Origin of the sequence: Lutispora saccharofermentans, assembly GCF_024363565.1 — a bacterium.
GTDB lineage: Bacteria > Bacillota > Clostridia > Lutisporales > Lutisporaceae > Lutispora > Lutispora saccharofermentans.
Window position 1 is genome coordinate 77,441 of sequence record NZ_JAJEKE010000006.1, and the last position, 18,889, is coordinate 96,329.

The 18,889-nt window shown below is 41.8% G+C and carries 17 protein-coding genes; 2 read left to right on the plus strand and 15 right to left on the minus strand.

Annotated features, from left to right (window positions below; genetic code table 11):
* Nucleotides 1-10 precede the first annotated feature (10 nt).
* The 7 genes from LJD61_RS08630 to LJD61_RS08660 form a co-directional block, all read right to left on the minus strand.
* Nucleotides 11-1,540 carry a 4Fe-4S binding protein gene (locus tag LJD61_RS08630; RefSeq protein WP_255227130.1) on the minus strand — a complete coding sequence of 510 codons (1,530 nt, stop codon included), beginning with the start codon at nucleotides 1,538-1,540 and terminating at the stop codon, nucleotides 11-13.
* A 17-nt stretch (nucleotides 1,541-1,557) separates the two neighbouring features.
* Nucleotides 1,558-2,808 (minus strand): methylaspartate ammonia-lyase, encoded by a 1,251-nt coding sequence (locus LJD61_RS08635; RefSeq protein WP_255227131.1) that lies wholly within the window; start codon nucleotides 2,806-2,808, stop codon nucleotides 1,558-1,560.
* Nucleotides 2,809-3,128: 320 nt separating this feature from the next.
* Complete coding sequence (locus LJD61_RS08640; RefSeq protein WP_255227132.1) at nucleotides 3,129-4,487, minus strand: amidohydrolase family protein; 1,359 nt, start codon at nucleotides 4,485-4,487, stop codon at nucleotides 3,129-3,131.
* Between the two features lie 319 nt (nucleotides 4,488-4,806).
* Nucleotides 4,807-5,664, minus strand: coding sequence for a fumarate hydratase (locus LJD61_RS08645; protein WP_255227133.1), 858 nt, complete (start codon nucleotides 5,662-5,664; stop codon nucleotides 4,807-4,809).
* Nucleotides 5,665-5,676: 12 nt separating this feature from the next.
* Nucleotides 5,677-6,183 (minus strand): fumarate hydratase C-terminal domain-containing protein, encoded by a 507-nt coding sequence (locus tag LJD61_RS08650; protein WP_255227134.1) that lies wholly within the window; start codon nucleotides 6,181-6,183, stop codon nucleotides 5,677-5,679.
* 329 nt (nucleotides 6,184-6,512) lie between these two features.
* Nucleotides 6,513-8,447 (minus strand): sigma 54-interacting transcriptional regulator, encoded by a 1,935-nt coding sequence (locus LJD61_RS08655; protein ID WP_255227135.1) that lies wholly within the window; start codon nucleotides 8,445-8,447, stop codon nucleotides 6,513-6,515.
* Between the two features lie 215 nt (nucleotides 8,448-8,662).
* On the minus strand, nucleotides 8,663-9,889 hold the full coding sequence (locus tag LJD61_RS08660) for an MFS transporter (RefSeq protein ID WP_255227136.1): 1,227 nt from the start codon (nucleotides 9,887-9,889) through the stop codon (nucleotides 8,663-8,665).
* 569 nt (nucleotides 9,890-10,458) lie between these two features.
* Here LJD61_RS08660 and LJD61_RS08665 point away from each other — a divergent pair.
* Together LJD61_RS08665 and LJD61_RS08670 are read left to right on the plus strand one after the other, a co-directional pair.
* Nucleotides 10,459-10,740 (plus strand): hypothetical protein, encoded by a 282-nt coding sequence (locus tag LJD61_RS08665; protein WP_255227137.1) that lies wholly within the window; start codon nucleotides 10,459-10,461, stop codon nucleotides 10,738-10,740.
* A gap of 78 nt (nucleotides 10,741-10,818) precedes the next feature.
* The gene (locus tag LJD61_RS08670) at nucleotides 10,819-12,270 is read left to right on the plus strand and encodes an aminotransferase-like domain-containing protein (protein WP_255227138.1); all 1,452 of its coding nucleotides are present in this window, start codon (nucleotides 10,819-10,821) and stop codon (nucleotides 12,268-12,270) included.
* Nucleotides 12,271-12,290: 20 nt separating this feature from the next.
* Here the strand turns inward: LJD61_RS08670 and hisIE are convergent, their stop codons facing one another.
* The 8 genes from hisIE to hisG all read right to left on the minus strand — a co-directional run bounded on the left by hisIE (nucleotide 12,291) and on the right by hisG (nucleotide 18,889).
* On the minus strand, nucleotides 12,291-12,929 hold the full coding sequence (gene hisIE, locus LJD61_RS08675; RefSeq protein ID WP_255227139.1) for a bifunctional phosphoribosyl-AMP cyclohydrolase/phosphoribosyl-ATP diphosphatase HisIE: 639 nt from the start codon (nucleotides 12,927-12,929) through the stop codon (nucleotides 12,291-12,293).
* 348 nt (nucleotides 12,930-13,277) lie between these two features.
* Nucleotides 13,278-14,036 (minus strand): imidazole glycerol phosphate synthase subunit HisF, encoded by a 759-nt coding sequence (gene hisF / locus LJD61_RS08680; protein ID WP_255227140.1) that lies wholly within the window; start codon nucleotides 14,034-14,036, stop codon nucleotides 13,278-13,280.
* Entirely contained in the window at nucleotides 14,018-14,737 is a 720-nt protein-coding gene (gene hisA / locus LJD61_RS08685; RefSeq protein WP_255227141.1) for a 1-(5-phosphoribosyl)-5-[(5-phosphoribosylamino)methylideneamino]imidazole-4-carboxamide isomerase, read from the minus strand. The genes hisF and hisA overlap by 19 nt, the downstream gene beginning before the upstream one ends.
* A complete protein-coding gene (gene hisH / locus LJD61_RS08690) occupies nucleotides 14,734-15,336 on the minus strand; it encodes an imidazole glycerol phosphate synthase subunit HisH (protein WP_255227142.1) in 603 nt (200 codons plus the stop codon). Before hisH ends, hisA begins: the two co-directional genes overlap by 4 nt.
* Nucleotides 15,337-15,915: an imidazoleglycerol-phosphate dehydratase HisB gene (hisB, locus tag LJD61_RS08695; protein WP_255227143.1), complete on the minus strand. Its 579-nt coding sequence runs from the start codon at nucleotides 15,913-15,915 to the stop codon at nucleotides 15,337-15,339.
* Nucleotides 15,902-16,951, minus strand: coding sequence for a histidinol-phosphate transaminase (gene hisC, locus LJD61_RS08700; RefSeq protein ID WP_255227144.1), 1,050 nt, complete (start codon nucleotides 16,949-16,951; stop codon nucleotides 15,902-15,904). Before hisC ends, hisB begins: the two co-directional genes overlap by 14 nt.
* Nucleotides 16,939-18,261, minus strand: a complete 1,323-nt coding sequence (gene hisD / locus LJD61_RS08705) for a histidinol dehydrogenase (protein WP_255227239.1) — start codon at nucleotides 18,259-18,261, stop codon at nucleotides 16,939-16,941. The genes hisC and hisD overlap by 13 nt, the downstream gene beginning before the upstream one ends.
* Nucleotides 18,245-18,889 (minus strand): ATP phosphoribosyltransferase, encoded by a 645-nt coding sequence (gene hisG / locus LJD61_RS08710; protein WP_255227145.1) that lies wholly within the window; start codon nucleotides 18,887-18,889, stop codon nucleotides 18,245-18,247. The genes hisD and hisG overlap by 17 nt, the downstream gene beginning before the upstream one ends.

An 18,889-nucleotide genomic window follows, 5' to 3' on the forward strand; every position in this document is an offset into this window, starting at 1 on the left:
CTGCCTTTTTTTACTTAGATTTCTCTAGTCTAATTATTTGATAGCGGTCTTCTTTGATAACTTCATCCATTTTTCTTACAGCTTTTATATGTCCTCCAATATCTCCATATTTGTCTTTCACTATGGTATATTCGATTGGAGCGACTACCGCAGGTGATGCTGTATAATTGAAAGGCTTTTCCACCATTTTTTCCACATCCGCCAGGAAGGTTATTCCTCCCCCAGGCATCACATATGCAGGAGCTCCTGCAATGGTCAATACTGCATCGCCTTTATGCACGGCTTGAGTCAGCTTGATCGGGTCCACGGTCACTCCTGCTCTGGCGCTGCCGCCTACCCCGGCATAATACATAGCGGACACCCTGCTGTCCTCACAATTATCAGCCGCCAGCTTTCTGAACTCTTCAAGTTCTTTTGTCAGAGGTATCTGAACCGGCTTCCCTTCTTCGTTAACGCTGAACAACGCGACCTTTCTCCAGGTAGTTTCTGCTACAAGTATTTTCATTCCAGGTTTTGCATAATTCATATCTATGGATTTTATTGCTTCTATAGGTTCTTTGATATTTGTGCCGCCCCATCCGTCTCCATGCTCGAAGAAATACCTTCCCGGCGTTGCCAGCCTGCCTACAGGAGTTACGCCGCTGTATGGAAGCTGCTCAGCTCCTGCCGGATGTTTGGTAAACAAGCCTGTAATGTGGTGGTCCAGTATTATCGCCTCATCAATCAATTGACCCAAATGTTTGGCGAACAAACCGCAGCATGCCCCGCCGCAGCCGACTCTCATCTTTTCGTCTTTCACGCCGTTTATTATAGGCGCCTTACCTACTTCTAACTCTAGGACTGCTCCATTATCTATCTTTAAGATAACTTTTTCCTTATTGCCCAGCTGAGTCATGGTTTTTACTACCAACATTCCATCAGGCCCTTTAACCCTGTTGACTCCGCCTATGATAATGATGTGAGACCCATACTGTTCTGTAGTCACTATTCCCATTACCTTGCCGTCTCTTCTCACCAAAGCGCCTTCATCGCCTATATAGAAGTTTGTATCGATCTTGACCATCATAGAGCTATAGGATACCGGAGCTTCAGTAACTACGGTAACAACATCATAATCATCTATGTTTTCCTGCACTATGTAAGGGGCCGGATGATAATCCGGATAGCTTGCTCCGGCCCCTACAGCAGTGATCAAAGGTTTGCTGATAGCTATTTTTTCTTTGTCTACAGGTGTTTTTTCAGGTATTTGCAAGGGTCTGCTCCTTACTAAGCTTCCATTATCATTAACGAACCTTTTGCAGGCTCCAAATAATCCGTTAGGAATTTCACATTTTACACCGCAGTTGGTACAGACCACTATTTCCTCTTGCGCCTTTACTTCTGAGAGAGCATCAAATTTGCATACCTTAATGCAGGTTTTACAGTTTACGCATTCTTTGCTGACCTTCGCTTTTTTGTCAATAATCTTGATCGCATCCATAGGGCAGTTCTTTTCGCATGCTTTGCAACCCATGCACTTTTCTACATTAACCTGTATCATACTTCAATCTCCTCTTATTAAATTAAGCCTTCTTTCTTTGCTTTAAGTATTGCAAGCAATCTCTGCTGCTCGTTATTTACTATCATGACGCCTTCGTCAACACCCATTCCCGGCTTGCCTGCCATTGCAAAGGGCTGGGTAGCCACTGCCAGATTCACGCATACAAGGGCTGATTTGTCTGTTTCGTTGCAGGTACCGCCTTGATATGCCAGAACCCCATTCTTCTTGCAGTACAGAACTGCCTCTACTATATTATTGATTCCGCCTAGATCTATTGTCTTTACCTGGACCATATCAGCACCTTTTGCGTCGACCCATTGTACTATCTCTTCATAGGTGTTTGCATATTCATCGATTATAAGCTTCAATTTTGAACCGGCTTCGTCAAGTTTTTTGCGGAGATATTTCATTCCCTTTAATTGTTCTTCATTGGATTTTAAGTCTATAGGCATTTCAACAAATACCTCATAAGGCTGGCATGCTTTTTCTACTTCTATAAGATATTCCACAACTTTGTCCAGATCATTGTTGAAAGCTTTACCCATGCAGCCGTATACGTCATATCTCATTACCGGTTTGTAGTTCGGGTCACCGATATCCTGTATTCTATTTTTTACCCACTTGACCCAGTCAAGGAACTTCTTGCCGTCTTTGCCCAGCTTGTCTTCTACATTGTTTATGAGTCCATGAGGCATCATACCGACTTGTTTTAAGATCATCTTATCAACATTTGTATATCTTTCATCGCCTGACTGGGCATTGATCCTAACAGGCTTCAGCTCCAGTTTAAGGCCGTACTCATTTGCAATGACCTCGGTCATTGTAATATGCTGTTCTTTAGCCACAGTCTCCAATATGGCCTGTGTCACGCCATATCTTATGGGAGCAGGCAGCCTTACTCCGTCGAACAGCTTCTTGTCGAATTCTTCAGCTGTCTTTTTGAACTCTTTTATGTCCTTGCCTTCAAAATAAGGAATTACTTCTCTGTTTATAATTTTGATCAAGGCTTGGGCTGTGTTTGGGACTTCCCTTCCGCCGCTTGCAGCGTATTGAGCCACCGCACAATCTCCATAGGCTATGTCGCCGTTTTCCAGCACAAACATTACCGATACGGCTTGTCCCGACTGTCTTACTGTTTTGAAACCGGGAGTTTTGGGCTCGCCTCTGTATATAAAACCGTCCGGCTTAGCCCCCTCTTTTATTGCCTCTTTGTCATCCATGTAGAATCCTGTCAAACCTTCTGTGCATAATACTTTTTTTACTATCATCGCTGTCTTCCTCCTATAATTATTTATTGATCTGTTATGCTATATGTGAAAAATGTAAAGCATAAGGGGGAAACGGAGAACACGGATTAACACGGAATCTTCCGCTGCAATGGCTATAAAATCCTGCTTTAATGTCATCCTGAAGGAGGAACGACTGAAGGATCTTTTCGTGCTGGTAAAGATTCTTCGCTCACGCTCAGAATGACCGCAATGCTAGGCTTTTACGACATTTTATAAAAATCTCTCAGTGCTTTTTAGTGTAAAATTCCGTGTCCTTCAGTGTTCTCCGTAACCTTGGACTATGTCACATTTTTTATAAATTACGATTTAGAGTTTAATAACCGTTTCCCATCTTTAGCGACCAGCCTGCCATCGATATATATCCTCTCAACCTTTGATACCTGAGGATAAGCGGTAACCAATATATCCGCTGTATAGCCTTTTTGCAGCAGGCCTAAATTCGGTGCGAGCAACGGCAACGCTTCTGTAACATTTTTTGTGCCTTGAGCTATAGCCTTTGGAAGGCTTACAAGCTTTCTCTCAACGGCATGCTCAATAGCTTCAAGCATCGAATCAAAGCTTCCTGCCGCAAAGTCTGTAGAGATAATGTCTATAAGGTCTTCTTCATAGAAGGCAAATAAGTTATCCGGTGTTGCTACCAACCTCTTGGCACCGAAAGGATCATGTACTGCAGCATCAATGATCACGCCCGGATACTGTCTCAGCTTCTTTGTATTTTCAACAGCCTCGTCTTTTGTAAACAAATAGTTGGAATGGCAGGCTATGAATTTTTTAACCCCCACCTTTGCCACTTCATGAACTATTTTCATTGATGTAGGTGCATTATGGCACATCAGCGGGACATCCAGATCCTTTGCCAGCTTTGCTGCTTCCATATATCCGTCTAAAGCTACTTGTACTGACGCCAGTGTTGTTCTATAAACAATGTCTCTTGTCTGCTCAGGGGTGAGGAAGCTGTCAAGGTTGTGTTCTTTTAATGCTTTTGCTACCCTGTCCCTGTCGTAATAGGATTTCTCTATATATCTTCCTAAAACCGAAAGCTTCATAGCTCTTGCCTGGAGATAATCAATATCCCTTCCTGTTTCATTCTTTACTGCTCTTGGTATATAAAGATAATCCTGTCCTCCGCCGCCAAGGGTATGGCCTCCGCCAACCTCTCCGATACATACGGCTCCGTCTTCAAGCATTTTTTCAACTGTCATCCTTTTGTGTTTTTCAGTCAAGCCTTTTCCATCGCATAGCATTCCGGCCTGCAGATTAATAGGGGCGTGTGTAGTAGCGGTTTTTATCCTTATGGGATGATGTTTTTGTGTTTCTTCAACCTCATCCATGGTTACAAATCCATCAACATTCAATACTGTTGTATGGCCTTGAAGCAGGTTTCTGTCCAGCAATTCAAGGATTCTTTCCCTTCCATAGTTTTCAGCACCGCTTGCAAATATGGGGCCGAAGGTCACTCCATGCTGATGGTGATTGATCATACCGGGAATTATCGCTTTGCCTGTACAATCGATCACTTCATCTGCGTTTTGCTCGGCAGAAGGATCAAGCTTCTCTGTCACTTCCACAATTTTTGTTCCTTCCACTATTACATGGCCCTTCTCCAGCAATGTCTTACCATCACCTGTTATGACTGTACCGTTTTTGAATACTATCATCGATTCTTGCCTCCTTATAATTGGTGTTGTGCTAACTGATAACGATTGCGAATGCTCCGAAGCTAAGACTTTGTAAGCTTGTATAGGGTTGCGTCAAAACTCGCATGCAACGTTTGTTATTACTATTAAGGATCAAGTAAGTTATGTGGTTTTCTGATTTAATGCATATAGGCTCAAACAGTTGACGCAACTGATCCTATACTGCGCTAACAAACTCTAAGCTCCTTCACAATGCACTCTTATATCAGTTAGCACAACAGGTTATTACAATGCAATCAAATTTATATAAACTGATTGCATGAGATTATTTAGCGAATTATCATTCAAATACCACCGTGGCCTTTCTAGGATCAAAGCAGCAGCCTACCCTGAGAGATACTACTCTGACTCCGCTTGCCCTTTGAGGGCCGACCTTTATGAATGTGGCTAAAACCGTATTCTTGCCACCCAGCCCTAAAGCCCCATAGCCTTCTTTGTTAACAGCTTCAGTAACTCTTCTTTCCATATCCGACTGAACCAAGAAATTCCCATTTTTCATAGCCTCCAATGCTAAAGAAGCAGCCTCAACATTAGTACGCCCTATTCCGAAGCCTAAAACGCACGGCAAGCACCCAAGCTTCTGCGCTCCGTCTTTTGCCCATGCTATCATCTCATCCAAAACTGTATCCACAGAATGCTTGTGGAATACCCGCAATGTCTTGCCCCTTATTTCAGGACCCCCGCCCAGCATCAGTACCGTCAATGCTATCTTGCTCCCGGATGTGCGCCTCATTTGAACAGGTGCCATACTGAGGTCCCATGGATCATCAGATAGCCCTGCCGACTGGCTTATTCGCTGCTTATCATCTCCCAGCACAGCCATAGGTCTGCCTGGAAGATCCTTGAGGCCCTTTGCTATGCCTTCTTCCACAGCAGCAAAGAAACCCGCAGGCACCTCGCACTCATCACCAATTTCCAAAAATACATGGGGTATGCCTGTGTCATCACACAGCGGCAACATACCAACCTGTGCTATTCTTGCATTCTCTAATATGCTTTCCAGAACCCATTTAGCGTGGGGATTATCTTCATTAGCTGCTGCCCTTTCATAAGCTTCAATTTGGTCCGGCCTAAAGACAGTACTTGCTTTAACCAATGCTTCTGCCGTTTTATTTACAACGTCATCATATTTAAGCATTTTTCTCACCCCTTATTTATCGAATATTGATTTACCATGTGCCACAGCAATAATTACAGGAAATTTTACTACCTGGAGCATGTGTAATGCTTCCATTCCTTCTTGGGGAAAAGCTGCTATCCTTTTATCAACTACCGTTGAGGTAAGCAATGCTGTGACCGGTGGCGTAACGGCAAAAACAGAATTATATTCCTTCAAGGCTTCTACAGTATTTTTTCCCAGGCTGCCCTTTCCTATATGAATCTTTACGCCTGCTTTTGATAGCGCCGGTATAGAGCCCTCAATTTCCAGCTTATTGCTTGAAGTCGGCCCTATCCCGGCTACGCTGACCGCCGTATGGAAAACAGCAGAGCCATTTAAATCTATTCCTATTTCATTCAGCCTGTTGTTTTCGATTAGCTTTACTATCTTAGGCAAGACCGCATCCCTGCCCGTATATATCACCCCTGTAATTTCGAGAGTGTCATATACTTTTAGCTCTTTTAACAAAGCATTTGAAATTGGTGTCGAAACTTGCACTGTATTTCCTCCTTCATTTTAAATTTCGCCTGCGTCCGATTTTTGAACGGTGCTTTTCAAATTTTGAACATTATCTTTTTATAATAGTTCTTGCCGATTGTGATGGATAAGGGCTGATAAAGACGCCTTCCGGAACGAATGCCAACTTCAACATTACTGGTCTTGAAGCACTTCACACACATATATAATGCATATCTTATGCCAAAACATAAATATTCGCATAATTTTATAAATTTTTTCTTTTTTCATCATTTTTCGACATTTTAATGTAATAGAAAAGCCATGGAAAGGATGCCATTTCCTATTCCATGGCTTCTTATGGTTTAAAGCTATTTAATTTTTTCTATTTCCTTAAGCTTAGTCCAAAGGCTTGTCCTGCTTATGCCCAGCTTTCTTGCCAGAGATGCCTTATCCTCGGGATATTTCTGAGACAAAGCCTCTATTATTTCCAATTCCATATCTCTCATAGTCCCTATATTTATGCTTATCTTATCATCGCAGAAAGTCGATGCATGCATTTCAGAGCTTATGAGGTCAAAATACAATTCCTCCAGGAGCTTGAAAGAATCTTCGGTATCCTGAGATAATATCACGAATTTTTCAACAAAGTTTTCTAATTCCCTGACATTTCCGTACCATTCGTAATTTTGCAGCTTTTTCATGAATATACTGGGAATGTCTATGGACTTATTCCTCATATGCATTCCTATAAAATAGTTGATCAAATGAGGTATATCGTCTCTTCTTTGCCTTAAAGGAGGTATATGGAGATTCAATACATTAAGTCTATGATAAAGGTCCTCTCTAAATTGCCCCATCCTAATCCTTTCAGCCAGGTTTGCATTCGTCGCAGCTATTATTCTCACATCCACAGGTATGGGCTTATTACCTCCCACCCTCATGAGCACTCTTTCCTGAATTACTCTGAGAAGTTGGGCCTGAGCCGCTAAAGTTATTTCAGAAATCTCATCCAAAAATACCGTGCCTCTCTGAGCAAGTTCAAAAATTCCTATTTTGCCGCCCTTTTTAGCGCCGGTAAAAGCGCCCTCTTCGTAGCCGAACAGTTCACTTTCAAGAAGACTTTGAGGAAGAGCAGCACAATTTATTGCCACAAATGGTCCGCCTTTTCTGGGGCTTTCATTATGGACGCCATTAGCAAGAACCTCTTTCCCCGTACCGCTTTCACCTATTATCAGGATATTCGCATCTGTCTTACTATAGCTCTTTGCTTTTTTTATCAGGGCCTCGACCGCTTCAGATTTTCCTATATAATCATCAAAGGTATATCTGGCCTTTAACCCTGCTTTATTTGTAGTATTTTTAGCATTGCCTGCTTCCAGCTCTTTCATGCTCAAAACATCACTGCTATAGCTGGCATATTGAATTTTGATGGCATAACCTATTATTTCTCCATTGCTCTGCAGGGTAGTTTTCTTTACAAACAGATCACTGCCCATGCAATTTGCCTTATAACTGTTTTTATTATCCAGCAGCGGTTGAAATAATGGTATATCTTTAAACACATCATCTATACTTCTATCTATAAGCAGGCTTGGATTTATTTTTAAATACCGGGATATGCTTTCGCAAAGATATGTGATCTTCCTGCTGCTATCCAAAAATATTAAGCCCAAAAAGCTTTCTTGTATAAATGCATCGAAGGATTTGTTCACCTTTCGAAGATCATGAACCGCCTCAATCATTTTTTCGGCTTGGGTAAACGCATTATAGATAGCTTCGCTCTGGGACCGAACCATGGCAGTTTTCATCCCGTAGCCCTTCGCTATTTCAATTGTATATGCTCCTATGCCAATAACCGTGCCGATACCGTCATAATAAGCTTTTGCCACTTTTTCCTTTAGTTCGGATACATCCTCAAAATAATAAATGCTTAAATCCTCTTTGTTGATATTAAGGACTTTTCTTATGAAATCAAAATCATTATATCTTAAATCGCTGTCATATAAATAAAAAGCCATTTTTGTACCTTGCGCCTTGGCTTTATAAAGAGTCTTTATTATATCAAAATTTGTTATCTCTATATCTACTACAGGGATATCCACAGCTTTGCTTATCAATCTCCCGGTAGCCCCACGGCTTATGATAACATCAAAGCCCTTGGCTTCATATTCTCTGGCTACCTCAACCGCTTTATTCAAAACACAATTTTGAACCTCTACATGATAACCCTTCTTTACCTCATATTCATGTGCAATCTTTTCCAATTCAGGATAAGTAGAATATATTACTGCAATTTTATGCATATCCACAACTCCTTTTTCTGCTGCATTGATTGAAACCTTTGTATAAGTCCGTTCGAATTGCCGGACTTGCAAAGCATACAAGCCTTCCTGCAATTCAAACCTGCATCGAACTAAAACAGCCGGTTAGAAAATTAGTATATTATTTATTCTTTGCACCGGCATAAAAATCCTTCTTTCATCGTTATTTAATTATCAAGAAAATTTTATTAACCTTACTATTCAGTCATGCTTGCCTGATTTTTCTTTTTCCCGCTGTCAAAGATCCTGGCGAACAGCAAGATCGCAGTTATATATAATACAGCGGTTATATAATAGGGAAGCTCATAGCTGATGTTGGCCATTATAAAGCCTGCAACCGATGCGCTGATGCCTCTGGTTATATGATTGGATAAATTCATAAGGCTGCTTAAGGCCGATCTTTCTTCATCTCCTACAATCTCCATGGTGAGGCTTTGCAAGGCAGGCTGGGCCATATTCATAAGAGCGCTCCTCATGAAGAATACAAAGGTTGTGAGCCATACATTACCGGCTATGGATATGATCAATAGAAATGGAATGGACAATACCTGGCAAAGCTGAACAGTAAACACCCTCCCCAGCTTTTTAGAAACATAGGGCACCAAAAAGGCACCGATTATTGTAGCTACCTGAGAATAAGCCATTATTGTGCCGACTACTCCGGTTCCCACATTCAGCTTGTAATGAAGAAACAGGTTGAAAAAAGGTATAACAAGCCCGGCACCGAAGCCTATCAGCATATTATAAATTATTATCAACACTACGTTTTTTCTTTTTAAGAGAGAGAAAAAGCTTCCTTCTCTGCGGATACTATCACTTTTCTTCTCATTTTTGATCTTGCATAGAGGAACTAACGCGAGCAAGGCAAGCAATGCGAAAAACACTTGAGTACCTCTGAGGATGCTTATGCTTTCGCCGCCAAATAATTCAGGTATCCTTCCCCCGCTATAGGAGCCAAAAATAGAAGCAAGCTGATTTATTATAAAATTGATGCTAAACAGATTGATTCTTTTTTCTTCCTCACAATTCTCAGCCAGAAACGGCGCGTCATTAACATACATAACGGCTGATCCTATACCGTTCAGGCAAGCAAAAAAATAAATAAGCAGCTGGGATGTAAAAACACATTGCCCCAAATATCCTAGACTGCTTATTATCACTCCCAGCATTACTGCCCGCTTCCTCCCGATAATATCCGACAGCATTCCTACGGGCACAGCACTTAAGCCAATCAATACGGTCTTAAGCGCTATAACGTTCCCTATAAAGCCTTCTTCAAAGCCTAAGCCCTTAAAATATATGCCTTGCAGCACATTTGCGAAAGCCGACATTACAAGATAGCTGATGAAGGTGTTGGACATATATAGTTTTACTTGCTTGCTGAAGCTTCCATTATGTTTAAATCTATATAGAATGTTAGACATGTAAAATTACCTCTGCCATTTTAGTTATTAACAATATTCTTGATTATTCTTGGTTTGAAAGGGCTTGCATCGCCTATCTTCCGCTTGACAAAAGCCGAAGTATCAACGGCAATAGCCGGCGCATGAGTTCTACTATTAATTATAGCATAGCTGCATCCTATATTAACAGCATTCTTAGTTCAGATGGAGTTTTTAATGGTGGTTAGCCATGAGATAAATACGTAAAAGCAATATGCCGTAAATAGTTTTTGGTTGGTTATAGTTCAATTAACAATTTTCTATATATTTCTAATTCCTTGGTATTAAATAATTCTATTGAGGTGTGGCTTTTATTTGGTTGGTGTAATATAATAGTTATTGGTTGGAGACCTATACCGTTATGCATATTAAAATATATATGAATACTGAATTAGCAGCATCCATTGTCCAATTGAGGTTTATAGATCTACCTGAGGTTTAGAAGATACTATTCTAGAGCCTAGCGCTTCTTATCTCCTATTTTATGAAGGAACAGGAGTATCGGCGATAATCCACCAGGGGATAAGCTTTACAAAAAGGAGGGGTACGTAATGATTGATTATGTGCTTTTTATATTATATTTTTTTATACTGATATCTGTTTGTTCTTTTGGTACGGCTGTTTTAGCGAAGGATTTTGAAAGATGCAATGGGCTGAGGAGCTTCATACATATACTTTTCATTGCAAAGTCCGCCATATTGATAGGATATCATGGCTGGTTTGAGGTACTGCTAGATAAAGAAATGTTTTTTAGATACACTTTTGATACTATATTTGTGATACTTACCACGAGTTCCATTGTAGAGTCAAAGCTTAGACAGATGAGAAGTTGAGTGTTGAAATCGAATATGTCCATATAATATGCTATACTGTATATAATAACCCAATGATACTAAGCAGGGGTGGAAGCCATGTCCGTCAGTGAAAATTGGATGCCTGATAAAAGCTCCGGCATTCCTTTATATCAGCAGATCAAAGATTATATAAGATATAAAATTTCTAATGGTCATTGGGCAATAGGCACCCGGATTCCCACTCAAAGAGAGTTTGCCCGGATGTTTGACGTCAATAGGAGCACTATAGTAACCGCAATAGATGAGCTGATAGCCGAAGGCTTGCTTGAAGGCAAAACCAAAGGGGGCACCATTGTTAAAAATAACACCTGGTCCCTGCTTTCTAAGACTCCTCCTCCGGATTGGCTGTCTTACGTAAGATCCGGAACCCACCAGCCCAATTTCAGTACCGTACAACAAATAAACAGATATGAATTTGAACCTGAAATAATACGATTAGGTACGGGAGAGTTGTCTCCGGAGCTATTCCCTAAAAAGATGATGGATTTGGTAACCGGCAGCTTTTCAAAATCCGTCAAATCCCTTGGCTATGAAGAGCCTAAGGGTTCCTATGAGTTGAGAAGAGAAGTAAGTTCATATCTGAATACTTTGGGAATAAATGCATCACCCTCTCAAATACTCATCGTATCAGGAGCTCTTCAGGCTTTGCATTTGATATCCGTTGGGATTTTATACAAAGGTTCTACCATACTTACGGAAAACCCATCCTATATATATTCCATCAATGTATTTCAATCTGCAGGAATGAAGCTTTATGGCATACCAATGGATGAAGAGAGTATACAGATAAATAAGATAATCAGGTGCAGAAGGCAAACCAATGCTGCCATCTTGTACGCCATTCCTTCCTTTCAAAACCCTACGGGGGTATGTATGAAGGATGAAAGAAGAAAAAAGCTGTTAGGAATATGTGAGGACGAAAGGCTTCCCATCATCGAAGACGATGCTTACAGAGAGCTGTATATTGATAAAGAAGCGCCAAGGCCTCTAAAGTCAATGGACAATAAAGATTTGGTGCTTTTTCTGGGCAGCATGTCCAAGAGTTTGTGCCCCGGGCTTCGTATCGGCTGGGTAGTCGGTCAGGAGGCTGTGATCGAGCGTCTGGCAGACATCAAGATGCAGACCGATTACGGCTCCAGTTCATTATCTCAAAGGGCTGCAGCAGAATGGTTGTCCTCCGGATTATATTTCGATCATTTGGTCCGTATAAGAAAAGAGCTTAAAATTCGAAGAGATATCGCATTAGATATTTTGAACCAATATTTTTCAGACATAGCAGAGTGGAAAAAGCCCGAAGGAGGCTTTTATATCTGGCTGTGCCTTAAAAAGCCCCTTTCTCTCCAAAAGCTTTTCAACAACTGCTTGAAAAAGGGTATACTGATAAATCCAGGAAATGTTTACCAGCATATGTCAAATCAACACATAAGAATATCCTATTCCTATGCTTCCCACGAAGATTTGAAGCATGGTTTGGTTGTGCTTTCCCAGGCCATACGTGAATTATATTAAAAGGATTGAATTGGGCATGGTCATTTCTCCCTTCTGCTAATCAATTCTTTCCTAATGTCCTCTATGCCCACATTCTCATTGACCATCAATACCAAAACATGATATACCAGATCGCTTAATTCATAAACCAGCTCTTCCTTGCTCTTATTTTTTGCACCTATTATGACTTCACTGGTTTCCTCCCCAACTTTTTTCAGTATTTTGTCCAGGCCCTTTTCAAATAAGTAATTCGTATAAGAGCCTTCTATAGGATTTTTCTTTCTATCCTGCAAAAGGCTATACAATTCTTTTAAAACATCGGCTTTTCCATTTCCCGTTCCCGGCTTCAGAACTTCGTTAAAAAAGCAGGAGAACTCTCCTGTGTGGCAAGCAGCACCCCTTTGCTCCACAACAAGCAATATGCTGTCTTTATCGCAATCATAATAAAAGCCTTTTACTTTCTGTATATTTCCGGAGGTTTCACCCTTTTTCCAGAGCTTCTGCCTGCTTCTGCTGAAATACCAGGCTTCTCTTTCCTCAAGGGTCTTCCTTATGGATTCCTTATTCATATATGCAAGCATCAATACTTTTTGAGTTTCTGCATCCTGCACTATTGCAGGTACAAGTCCCCTATCGTCAAACTTTATTTCTTCAATTACTTTATCTATGTCCATTTCCATCCCCCTTAAAATTTTTCATTATACTCTGTATTAAGCAAGGCATCTATATATAACGCATTAAAAATTCTACATAGCTGTTATGCTGACTGATAACGCTTGCCAAAGTTCCGGGACTAAGACTTTGTAAGCTTGCATAGGGTTGCGTCAAAACTAACAAATTCTAAGCTCCTTCACAATGCACCCTTATATCAATCAGGATAACATTATTGCTGTAAAATCTTTTTCACGTTATATATACATATGGGGTAAATATATATGCTTATTCCTCAGCTGCAGCAGGCTCCGTTCCCCTATGACCCCGGAGCCCAGCCCTAATGCCAGAGGCTAGCGGCCAGAAGCTAGTGGCTTTTATATCCTTACTTCTACATTTCTATCTTTAAGATACTTTTTCAGATCCTCTATCTTAATTTGCCCATAGTGAAATACCGAAGCTGCCAACACTGCGTCTGCGCCGCCACATTCTATGGCATCATAAAAATGCTCCGGTTCCCCCGCTCCCCCTGATGCTATGACAGGCACATTGACAGACTCCGTTATCCTTTTTAGAAGCTCAATATCATAGCCCTTTTTCATTCCATCCTCATCTATGCTATTGACAACTATTTCCCCGGCACCCAGCTTAACACCCATTACAGCCCATTCCACCGCATCCAGATAGGTTTTTTCCCTTCCGCCTTTTACATATACGCTCCAGGAGCCTTCATCATTTCTCTTGGCATCAATGGATAAGACCACGCATTGAGCTCCATATTTCAAGGATGCTTCCCTTATCAGTTCAGGTTTTCTTACTGCTGCAGAATTGACAGATACCTTGTCTGCCCCTTTTCTTAAAATATCCGTAAAATCATCTACCGATGATACGCCGCCGCCTACGCAGAAAGGTATGTTTATATTGGCTGCCACCTTTTCGACAAATTCCAAGGAGGTCTTTCTTTCCTCATTGGAAGCGGTTATATCGTAGAATACCAGTTCATCCGCTCCGCAGTTGCTGTAATACTTGCCCAATATTTCAGGGCTGTCCACATCCACTATGTTTTTAAACTTTTGTCCCTTTACTACCCTTCCATTCCTGACATCCAGACAGGGTATTATTCTTTTTGCAAGCATCCCATTACCTCCTCAAAATCCAGCAAATTATCATAAAAGGCCTTTCCTATTATTCCGCCGTATATGTTCATTGATTTAAGCCTCTTAACATCTTCAATAGAGCTTATGCCGCCGGAGGCTATGATATCCAGGCAGGTTTCTTCTGCCAAAGCTTTATAGATATCAAAATTAGGCCCTTCCAGCATTCCGTCCCTGGCTATATCGGTGTATACTATAGTCTTTACACCTATTTCTTCAAGCTCCTTGCATAGATCCAACGAATCAACGGAGCTTACCACCTTCCATCCTCTTGTGGCTGCCTTGCCGTCCTTTGCGTCTATGGATACAACTATTTTTTCTTTATACTCCCCAACCAGTTTTTTTAGGAGTTCTCTATTTTCAATGGCCATGGTACCCACTATCACTCTGCTTACTCCCATATTCAGCAGTTCATCAACCCTGGCTTCACTCCTTATCCCTCCGCCGATTTGCACCGGGATATTTAAATTCTTTGCTATCTCCTCTATGGATTTTTTATTGACAAAGCCTTCACCCTTTGCTCCGTCCAGATCCACCAGGTGCAAGAACTCCGCTCCTCTTCGCTCCCATTCCGATGCTATCTCTAAAGGTTTATCAGAGTATATCTTGATCCTCTGAAAATCTCCCTGGCAGAGCCTCACACATCTATTATCCTTCATATCAACCGCTGGAAATATTATCATCTTATCATCTCCCCATACGCTTTTAGCAGGTTTAACCCGACCTGAGCACTCTTCTCAGGGTGGAATTGCATCCCGAATATATTGTCCTTCCTCACTATTGCAGGAACCGTCACCCCATAATCAGCATATGCCACCAGCTCACTGCCCGAGGATTTTATATAATAGGAATGTACAAAGTACACATAGTCCTTCTCATTTATATACCTTAAAATCGGGTCCTGCTTATTAAACTTCAGATCGTTCCAGCCCATATGAGGCACTTTCAGGCCTGCCCCCAGCTTCTCCACGCTGCCCTCTATGAGCCCCATCCCTTCATGCTCTCCATATTCGTAGCTTTTTTCATATAAAAGCTGCATGCCTAAGCATATCCCTATAATTTTTTTGCCTCGATCCGCCTGCTCCTTTATCACAGGTATGAGCTCCAGCTCTTCAAGAGACTTGATAGCATCCCTGAAGGCTCCTACTCCGGGAAGTATAAGCGAATCTGCATTTATTATATCTTCCTTGTCACTGGAAATTTTGCATTCTATACCCGCTTTATCAAAGGCCCTGGATACTGAAGCCAGATTCCCCAGGCCATAATCTATTATTATGTTCAATCACAGGACCCCCTTTGATGATGATATGGTACCGGATTGCACCTGCACTGCTTCCTTGAGCGCTCTTGCAAAAGCCTTAAATGCTGCCTCTATCTTGTGATGATCGTTTTCGCCATACAACACATTCAGGTGCAAGGTCACTCCGGCTTCATTGGCAAAGGCTCTGAAAAATTCCTTAAAGTCCTGGGTGCTCATCTCTCCGAGCCTTTCGCTTTTAAAATCTGCATCAAAAACCAAGTAAGGCCGGCTGCTGATATCCAATGCTGCCCTGCACAAGGCTTCATCCATAGGTATATAGAGACTGCCATATCTCTTTATTCCTTTTTTATTCCCTAAAGCCTTATTAAAAGCCTGGCCCAAGGTTATTCCCACATCCTCTGCGGAGTGATGTCCATCCACATGCAGATCTCCATTGCATTCTATATTCAAATCAAAGGAGCCATGGAAGGCAACCAAATTCAACATATGATCGAGAAAGCCTATACCTGTCCTTATTTGGCTTTCGCCCTTCCCGTCCAGATCTATTTCCACCTTCACCTTTGTTTCAAGGGTATTTCTCTCAACCTTAGCTTTTCTCATTTTTTACTATCTCCTTAAGCGATTTTATAAGCTCTGTATTTTCAGCCCTGCTGCCTACGGTAACCCTGTAATATCCCTTCAAATCCCCGGAAAAGCTTCGGATCAGTATGCCGTCCTCCTTCAGCCTTTTATCCAAATCATCGATACCAGAGCTGAAGAATATAAAATTAGCGTGTGACTTATATACTTCAAAGGGCAGTTCTCCTAATTCGCCGGACAGAAAATCTCTCTCTTTTTTCACTTCTTCCACATAACCGGTGATCTCATCTTTTTTTCTGAGTGCCATTGCACCTATATACTGGGTAACGGCATTCAGGTTATAAGGGGACCTTACATTGTTGATTATATTGATGATCTCTTCATTGGAAATCATATACCCAAGCCTTATAGCTGCAAGGCCCAATGCCTTTGACAAGGTCCGCAATACTATCAGGTTTTTGTATTTTAAGACCTCCTGTGCCATAGAGCCCTCTGCAAACTCCATATATGCTTCATCCACAACCACTATGGAATCAACCTCTGATAAAAGCTTCTCTATATCCTTCTTAGCTATCAAAAAACCCGTAGGATTGTTGGGGTTGCATATCAAAATGAGCTTTGGATTTATTTCCCCGGCCTTCTTTATCATGAGGTCCATATCAAGAGAAAAGTCCTCATTGCTTTCCACCCCTATGAAATCAGCCGAATATATGCTGCTGAATACAGAGTACATGCTGAAGCTGGGCACAAAGCTCATCATCGCCTCATCCTTATCCACAAAGGTTTTTATCACCAGCTCTATCATCTCGCTGGAGCCGTTGCCGGCAATGATATTTGAAGGGCTGATGCCAATATATCCTCCCATCTCTTTTCTCAGCAGCACTGCGTCATTGTCAGGATAAAAATTGATGTTGAAATCTTCTCCAAAGCTTAAGCCTTCTGATATATCCTTAAATAGAATATTTTTACCCTCATTGGCATCAAGCTTTATTCGAAAAGGCACTTGATTCGCATTATATGCCTTAAGCCCTTTTACACTCTCTTTTACCTTCTGCATTTTACCGCTGCCTCCTTGAACGAAACTTCACTGTCAAACCTCACTCTTATGGAATTTGCATGACCTGTCAGTCCTTCTTCTTCAGCTATCCTCATGATTGAATCCTTGGATCTTTCCAGAGCATTCTTGCTGTAATAGATCAATGAGGTTTTCTTTATAAAATCATCTACGCACAAGGGCGAAGAAAATCTGGAGGTTGAACTAGTAGGCAATGTGTGGTTCGGCCCTGCAAAGTAGTCCCCTACTGGCTCAGGAGAATATTCTCCCAAGAATATGGCTCCGGCGTTTTTGACTCCCCGGTATACATCAAAGGGATTTCTGGTAAGCACCTCCAGGTGTTCCGGTGCTATTTCATTTGCTACATCAACGGACTCTCCCAGACAGCTTGTTATTATGATTGCTCCGTAGCTTTCCAGGGATTTTTCTATTATCTCTCTCCTCTCAAGGCCCTGAAGCTGTATTTCCAGTTCCTCCGCTACCTTAGCCGCCAATGGTTCCCAATCCGTTACCAATATGGCAGCTGCCATTTCATCATGTTCTGCCTGGGAGATCAAGTCGGCGGCTATATACTTGGGATTCGCCCATTGATCTGCAATTATCAAAATTTCACTGGGCCCGGCTATCATATCTATGCCCACCAAGCCCATGACCCTCTTTTTCGCCATTGCCACATAAATATTGCCAGGGCCCGTTATTTTGTCCACTTTGGGTATGCTTTCCGTTCCGAAGGCCAAGGCAGCTATACCCTGGGCCCCTCCTGCCTTAAATATTTTATCCGCTCCCGCTATGGAAGCAGCTGCAAGTATTGAAGGCTTTACCTTACCATTTCTGTCTGGCGGTGTTATCATTATTATCTCATTTACGCCTGCAATCCTGGCAGGCACAGCATTCATCAGAACTGTTGAAGGATAAGCTGCGCTCCCGCCGGGAATATAGATGCCCACTCTTTCTATGGGCCTCACCAGCTGGCCAAGTATTATATCTTCTCCTTCATAAAGAGAGTAAGAGTTCTTCATCTGTTTTCTATGGTACTTTTCAATGTTTTCCCTGGCTCTTGCCAGGTCTTCCAGCAAAGCCTTGCTTGTGCAATCTATGGCCTCTTCTATCTCTTGCCGGGTTACCAGAAAATCCTCCAGTACAACTCCGTCAAATTCCCGGGTATATTCTCTCAATGCGCTGTCCTTGTCCCGCCTTACATTGGCTAGAATATCATCCACAGACTTGTTTACCTCGTCAATCTCCAGCTTATTTCTATCCAATAACTTTGCCAGGAACTCCCTGTCCTTTGAAATATCAATTATCCTCACAATACTGAACCTCCATTTCTTCCAAACATTTAATCAGATCATTTATCCTGTCAAATTTAAACCTATAGCTGACTCTATTGCAGATAAGCTTGGCACTGACCTCAAACATGTCCTCAATAACCTCAAGGCCGTTAGCCTTCAGCGTTTTTCCCGTTTCAACCAGGTCCACTATCACATCGGAGAGCCCCACCAAAGGCGCCAGCTCCACAGAGCCATTCAGCTTTATCAGCCTGATCTTCTGCCCTCTTTCGTCAAAGTACTTTTTTGAAATCCTAGGATATTTGGTAGCTACTCGAAGAATCTCATCCTTCTTATAAATTTTTTCTCCCTTCACTCCTGCTACTGCAAATCTGCATTTCCCAAAGCCTAGATCCAGAATCTCGTAAACATCATTATCGCTTTCCAGGATGACATCCTTGCCTGCTACCCCCAGGTCTGCAACCCCATTTTGCACATAGGTCACTACATCCGAGGGCTTAACATATACAAAGCTTATTTTTTTCTCTTCATCCTTAAAAATCAGCTTTCTCGAATCAGGATCTATGGACCCTCCCAATCCAGCCGCCTTTAACAGCTTATAAGCTTCGTCCCCAAGCCTGCCTTTAGCGAGTGCAATATTTATAAAGTCCAA

Coding starts and splice junctions, on each gene's coding strand:
- LJD61_RS08630 (WP_255227130.1), bottom strand. CDS start 1,540: ATGATACAGGTTAATGTAGAAAAGTGCATGGGTTGCAAAGCATGCGAA.
- LJD61_RS08635 (WP_255227131.1), bottom strand. CDS start 2,808: ATGATAGTAAAAAAAGTATTATGCACAGAAGGTTTGACAGGATTCTAC.
- LJD61_RS08640 (WP_255227132.1), bottom strand. CDS start 4,487: ATGATAGTATTCAAAAACGGTACAGTCATAACAGGTGATGGTAAGACA.
- LJD61_RS08645 (WP_255227133.1), bottom strand. CDS start 5,664: ATGCTTAAATATGATGACGTTGTAAATAAAACGGCAGAAGCATTGGTT.
- LJD61_RS08655 (WP_255227135.1), bottom strand. CDS start 8,447: ATGCATAAAATTGCAGTAATATATTCTACTTATCCTGAATTGGAAAAG.
- LJD61_RS08660 (WP_255227136.1), bottom strand. CDS start 9,889: ATGTCTAACATTCTATATAGATTTAAACATAATGGAAGCTTCAGCAAG.
- LJD61_RS08665 (WP_255227137.1), top strand. CDS start 10,459: ATGATTGATTATGTGCTTTTTATATTATATTTTTTTATACTGATATCT.
- LJD61_RS08670 (WP_255227138.1), top strand. CDS start 10,819: ATGTCCGTCAGTGAAAATTGGATGCCTGATAAAAGCTCCGGCATTCCT.
- hisIE (WP_255227139.1), bottom strand. CDS start 12,929: ATGGAAATGGACATAGATAAAGTAATTGAAGAAATAAAGTTTGACGAT.
- hisF (WP_255227140.1), bottom strand. CDS start 14,036: ATGCTTGCAAAAAGAATAATACCCTGTCTGGATGTCAGGAATGGAAGG.
- hisA (WP_255227141.1), bottom strand. CDS start 14,737: ATGATAATATTTCCAGCGGTTGATATGAAGGATAATAGATGTGTGAGG.
- hisB (WP_255227143.1), bottom strand. CDS start 15,915: ATGAGAAAAGCTAAGGTTGAGAGAAATACCCTTGAAACAAAGGTGAAG.
- hisC (WP_255227144.1), bottom strand. CDS start 16,951: ATGCAGAAGGTAAAAGAGAGTGTAAAAGGGCTTAAGGCATATAATGCG.